Genomic DNA, 4,653 nt, shown 5'->3' on the forward strand with positions numbered 1-4,653 from the left:
TACCCAGCGCGCGCCTTTGTTCGCATACCGACGCCGCGCCCAGCGCCATAGAGACTGCCAGATCGCGTGACCAACTGCGCTGAAGATCTGTTTCGCCACAACATGACGATGATAGTTCGCCGATCCGCGAATCAGTGGATTGAGCGCACGGATCAGTAGATCCTGTCGTAGCGCCGCGCTACGGGCAACGGAATGCCCGGTTTTCTGTCGCCAGACTGCAGCGATAAAACAACGAACTACGCGACCTCAAGTCGCAACTTGAACGCTTTGCCGGCCGTGAATGTCACGGTCTTCGCCGCGGCAATTTCCATCGCCTCGCCCGTCGCCGGGTTGCGCCCCGTGCGCGCGGCGCGCTCTCCGCGGCCAAACGTGCCGAAACCAACGAGCTGAACCGTGCTGCCTGCCGCCACTTCCTTCGAGATGTGTCCAGGACAGCGCTGATTGCCTCTTCAGCGGCGCCTTTGCTTATCCCCACTTCCGACGCGACTGCTTCTACCAATTCTTGCTTGTTCATCGATTGTCTTGGTTCTAATGCGACTCACTCGTCACTGTGGAGTGCGGCAAAAACCGAAGTTACTTTGATTCGGTATCGACCGCTTCTAAATCGAATATATCTGAAGTCGTCCCGTGCTCCGCTACTAAGTCTGACAGTTCGCCATTTCGAACTTTGGCCAGCGTCTCAGGCGACAGCCAAATGTCTTCCATCGCGTCGATTCCGTCCTCGATCATTCGCTGAAGAAAAAACGACTGCTTGCGTCCCGTTGCTTCGGCCAGCACGCGCAGACGATGCTCAATCACTGGGTCGACGCGAACCGCAACGACCCGCAACTTGTTTTACGCCGACCTTCTCATCTGAACTCCCGGCCGCCAGCCTGGCCTATACGCCGACGCACCCGATTTCGTGGCCACCTGCTGGTGTCACTTGCTGATTGTCTACCGACGACCTTTCATTCTCACCGTCTTGCTAGCGGCAACTTTCCTAGCCACACGCCTCACCGGCTCACTGATTTCTTTCGGTAATGCCAGTCGGGTCGGAGAACCCGCGACTGCGCGCAGCGACTCAATTTGTTCCTGAAGCGACTGATGCGCCGCCTCGAGCGCAGCCAACTTACCTTGCAGCATCCCGTTCTCATGACGGGCATCGCCCTTTTGTTGCTGCAACGCTTCGACTGCGCGTCGATGTTCGGCCTCCCGCTTGTCGGTGCGCTTCACAACCTCGCCCAGTTCCTTCTGAAGCTTAGCCACTGAACTGCGTTCCCGGTCAATTTCCAGGAGTGCGCGTTTTTCCGTGGCGCGCAGGCGCTCCTCGGCACGGTCCGCTGTATCCCGCAGCTTTTCGAGATCAAGCGAAAACGTCTCCCGTACCTTTTCCAACTCGCGCTCGCGCGTTGAGGCCGCGTCTCCCAGACGCTTGATTTCGGCTTCGAGCGCTTTGCGTGTGGCGCTCTCCTCGATCTGCTGCCGCTCAAGTTCGCGAAGGTCAGCTTGCGCCGCAAGCAACGCAGCTGTCCGTTGCTCAAGCGCCGTTTCCGTGCGCCCCAACTCATCACGTGCGGCCACAACCTTTTGCTCGGCCTCGAGCCGACTCGCTTCGACCTCGTCTCGCAATGCCGTCAATTCGGCTTGCGCGGACGCTGTCGCTCGCGTCCACAGCGTGCCGATCAGCTCGCCTGCGGCCTCGCTGAGATCCGTCGGCAGGTCGGGATGCTCAATACGCACGCGGCTTTTCTCGCGCAGGTCGGCCCAGAACTCGCTCAAGACCGAGGCCGGCGTACTCATGGTGCCGCGCCGGACCAGGTTGTACAGGCGATTGGCCGTGGGCGGGACGCCAAAGCGGAAAAACAGCAGCGCGCATACCTCGCGATAGAGCTCGCGCGTTTTGGGAAACTCGACTTTGAGGCGCTCAATGTCGGCGGCTAGGCGCGTCTCGTTGGAGAGGACGTCGGACATGAATCACCGAAGGAAGAAAGAGAGGTGATAATACAACGTATTTCGTACACATCTCAACCTCTCTAAATCACAAATTTGACATTATTGCTAAAATGTTGATTTAATATCCAAATCGCTGATTCGTAAATCATTCAATGTCAAAGGCCGACCTTCCCTCTCCCCCGGCGCGAGCAATGCAGCCCATGCCGCTGGAAATGCTCGTTGTCCCGTCGGAACTCGACGGCAGCGTGGGCGCGAATCGGGCGTTGACCGGCCGGCCCCAGATTGCAGCTACCAACGACCTAGATGCGATCCGCGCGTGGCTGTCGCGCTTTGCGGATAAGAAAACGACCTTCGAGAATTACCGCAAGGAAGCCGAGCGATTGTTACTCTGGTCACTTGCCACGCTCGGCAAGCCCATTTCCTCGCTCACTCACGAAGACTGCCTGCGTTATCAGCGCTTTTTGCTCGATCCTCAACCCGCCATCACCTGGGTCGCTGGCGGCGGTCGCAAGCACCCCCGTACCGATGCGCGCTGGCGCCCGTTCTATGGTCCGCTGTCACCGGCAAGTCAGCGCCAGGCGATCGTGATCCTCAACGCGATGTTTTCGTGGCTCGTGCAAGCGGGTTACCTCTCCGGCAACCCGCTCTCGTTGTCTCGCCAGCGGGCCCGTCAGACTGCACCACGCATTACACGCTATCTGGAACCCGGCATCTGGCAAGAGGTGAAGGACAGCATTGCCGCTATGCCGCGAGAGAGCGCGCGCGATACCGCGCACGCCTACCGGGTGCGATGGCTTTTTACCCTGCTCTATTTGGGCGGGCTACGCATTGCCGAAGTCGGCAATAACACAATGGGCCAGTTCTTTATGCGACGCGATTCCGATGGCGCCGTTCGATGGTGGCTGACGGTACGGGGCAAAGGCGACAAAGAACGACTGGTACCCGCCACACGCGAAATGATGACTGAATTGTCGCGGTACCGGCAGCACCTCGGCTTGAGCGCACTACCGTCCCAAAACGAAGATACGCCTCTCGTGTTGCCGATCGGCGCAACCTTCGAAAATGGTGGCGTCCAGACGCGTCCTGCGCTGACCCGTGCCGCGCTGCACGCGATCGTCAAAGAAGTGTTTGCCCGTGCGGCGGCTCGATTACGTGAACGCGACGCTTCGGCTGGCGCCCGCGCAGACCTGCTCGAAAGAGCGTCTGCTCACTGGCTGCGGCACTCTGCAGGATCTCATATGGTCGATCGAAAAATCGATCTTCGACTCGTGCGAGATAATTTCGGGCACGCGTCGCTCACAACGACGAGCTTGTATCTGCACCTTGATGACGACCGACGTCATCAGGAGACGGATGAAAAGCACCTTATAGACTGGTAGGACTTAACGTTGCTTCATCGGTTTCCTGATGTCCACGCAGCAATTTTTTTGAAAGTACATTCACCAGAACCATAAATCTCCGCGGATAAGCGCAGCGTCACATTCATCATGATCTGGCAAGACGAGCCGGTGACATGCCTGATCTCTCGCGCCGTACTCGAAACGTACTTTTGGCTCGCTCCGGATTCGGACGATGCTCGAACAATTAGGTATTCAACAACGGTTTCAGCCGCATTCACGCCGTGGCTGAGCGAAAGTTACAAGCGCGTGACTCGAAGCCCCGTGAGCTATCAACGTCAGATTTCGCTAAGAACTAAGCCACGTCTGCATGCGACGCGTTGCTGACGCGCTATTGCTAGGCGGTTTTCCCTGGCGAAGCTTTCCAAAGCAGAGCGGTGCGCAGACTATTAGTTGCATCTGTGCATTGCTCGATTTGAGTCGGGGTCGGCTTTATGCAGAGAGCATTTCATCACCATCTATTGGATTACCTTGACGTCCACGGGACCAGGGATTGCGGTGCGATGAGTGCATTGGAGAAAGCTCATGTCCCTGATCTGTCGTTTGTTCGTGTTTGCGCTAATTGTTTCAGGATGCGCTGGCGTGCCGCCTTCCGGTTATGGCGATCCGGCTTATCCGCCGGGTTATTACGCGCCGGGGTCGAGCATCGGCATAGGAATCGGCGGTGGCAACTTCGGAAGGGGCTCAGGCGTCGGCGTGGGAGTTGGCTTTTAAGCGGCCTTGTGGCTGCGTCAAGCCGGGATAAGTCGCGTTGTTAATTCGCCTTTCACCGGAGTTGATGCAGACTTTGCTCGCCCTCTCGTCACAAGTTAGATGCACGAGCAATCTGACATCGCCGTGGTGTAGGTGGGATCCAACGATACGTCAGTGTGGCAAGCTTGGGGCAGCAAAGGCCCACCACGTTTGCTTTACTCAACAACAGGATCTGCACGGTTTCTTTCGTTGAGCGGGTGTCCTATGGGAAGCGTCTTCGCGAATTCACTCCGCTATAATCGAGCCGTTCGATAGCCACGATTGCACGGAGCCCTACCCAATGAGTCAACCGCGCGGGCGACATGCGGGATCTCGAGAAAGCAGCCAGCGCCAACCTCGTCATCTACACAAAACTTCGCCTACCTCCAAAGCAAGGTCATACGCGAAGCCACCCTCTCCCGGTCCAAGTCAGACTGCCTCAATTTTTAAGACACGGTCCTTTCAATTCTTGGTCAATACGGTGGGCGCTGAAAATATTGCGTTAGGACTTGAATCGAGTCTGACGCGAGTGTCTGAACTGCTCAGAGGTGAAGGCTTCACTCCCGAGACGGCCTTTCACATGGAGACCACG

Annotated in this window: 6 protein-coding genes and 2 pseudogenes; 4 read left to right on the plus strand and 4 right to left on the minus strand. The window is 57.5% G+C overall.

The annotated features are described in order from the left end of the window. The 4 genes and pseudogenes from P7F28_RS33925 to P7F28_RS33370 form a co-directional block, all read right to left on the minus strand. Positions 1-225 (minus strand): group II intron maturase-specific domain-containing protein (locus tag P7F28_RS33925; protein WP_368860390.1); only part of this gene is annotated, 225 nt, incomplete at its 3' end. Between the two features lie 11 nt (positions 226-236). Further along, positions 237-514 (minus strand): annotated as a pseudogene (locus P7F28_RS33360) (HU family DNA-binding protein). A 59-nt stretch (positions 515-573) separates the two neighbouring features. Beyond that, positions 574-798 (minus strand): hypothetical protein, encoded by a 225-nt coding sequence (locus tag P7F28_RS33365; RefSeq protein WP_368860388.1) that lies wholly within the window; start codon positions 796-798, stop codon positions 574-576. Between the two features lie 135 nt (positions 799-933). Then, the gene (locus tag P7F28_RS33370; protein WP_277189644.1) at positions 934-1,950 is read right to left on the minus strand and encodes a DNA-binding protein; all 1,017 of its coding nucleotides are present in this window, start codon (positions 1,948-1,950) and stop codon (positions 934-936) included. 134 nt (positions 1,951-2,084) lie between these two features. Here P7F28_RS33370 and P7F28_RS33375 point away from each other — a divergent pair, with 134 nt between their 5' ends. The 4 genes and pseudogenes from P7F28_RS33375 to P7F28_RS33385 all read left to right on the plus strand — a co-directional run. Beyond that, positions 2,085-3,311, plus strand: coding sequence for a tyrosine-type recombinase/integrase (locus P7F28_RS33375; protein WP_370467460.1), 1,227 nt, complete (start codon positions 2,085-2,087; stop codon positions 3,309-3,311). Between the two features lie 75 nt (positions 3,312-3,386). Further along, positions 3,387-3,656 carry a DUF1488 family protein gene (locus P7F28_RS33930; protein ID WP_370467461.1) on the plus strand — a complete coding sequence of 90 codons (270 nt, stop codon included), beginning with the start codon at positions 3,387-3,389 and terminating at the stop codon, positions 3,654-3,656. A gap of 198 nt (positions 3,657-3,854) precedes the next feature. Beyond that, positions 3,855-4,043, plus strand: a complete 189-nt coding sequence (locus P7F28_RS33380; protein ID WP_277189646.1) for a hypothetical protein — start codon at positions 3,855-3,857, stop codon at positions 4,041-4,043. Between the two features lie 319 nt (positions 4,044-4,362). Continuing rightward, positions 4,363-4,653: pseudogene (locus P7F28_RS33385) on the plus strand (hypothetical protein); the annotation flags it as partial.

The organism is Caballeronia sp. BR00000012568055 (assembly GCF_029439455.1).
Classification (GTDB): Bacteria; Pseudomonadota; Gammaproteobacteria; order Burkholderiales; family Burkholderiaceae; genus Caballeronia.